Genomic DNA, 260 nt, shown 5'->3' on the forward strand with positions numbered 1-260 from the left:
CTGCGGTTCGGTTTTCTTCTCACACGTCAATGACGCCGGTTTCTGGCTCATCAAGGAATACTTCGGTATCTCAGTGGGACAAACCATTAAGAGTTGGTCGCTCATGGAGACGGCGCTGTCAGTCTGCGGAGTGCTCCTGGTGCTGCTGGTCTCCGTCATCGTCTGACTTCACCGATACCTGACGCGCGACGGCCGGTCCCCGAATGAAGGAACCGGCCGACACGTCAATCTGAGAACTTCACTGCTCCTGGTGCTCACCT

Annotated in this window: 1 pseudogene; it reads left to right on the plus strand. The window is 56.5% G+C overall.

Features of this window, described 5'->3' with window-relative positions:
- Positions 1-166, plus strand: a pseudogene (locus MKD49_RS26065) (gluconate transporter); the annotation flags it as partial.
- Between the last annotated feature and the right edge of the window lie 94 nt (positions 167-260).

Origin of the sequence: Herbaspirillum sp. WGmk3, assembly GCF_023952535.1 — a bacterium.
Lineage (GTDB): Bacteria > Pseudomonadota > Gammaproteobacteria > Burkholderiales > Burkholderiaceae_D > Herbaspirillum > Herbaspirillum huttiense.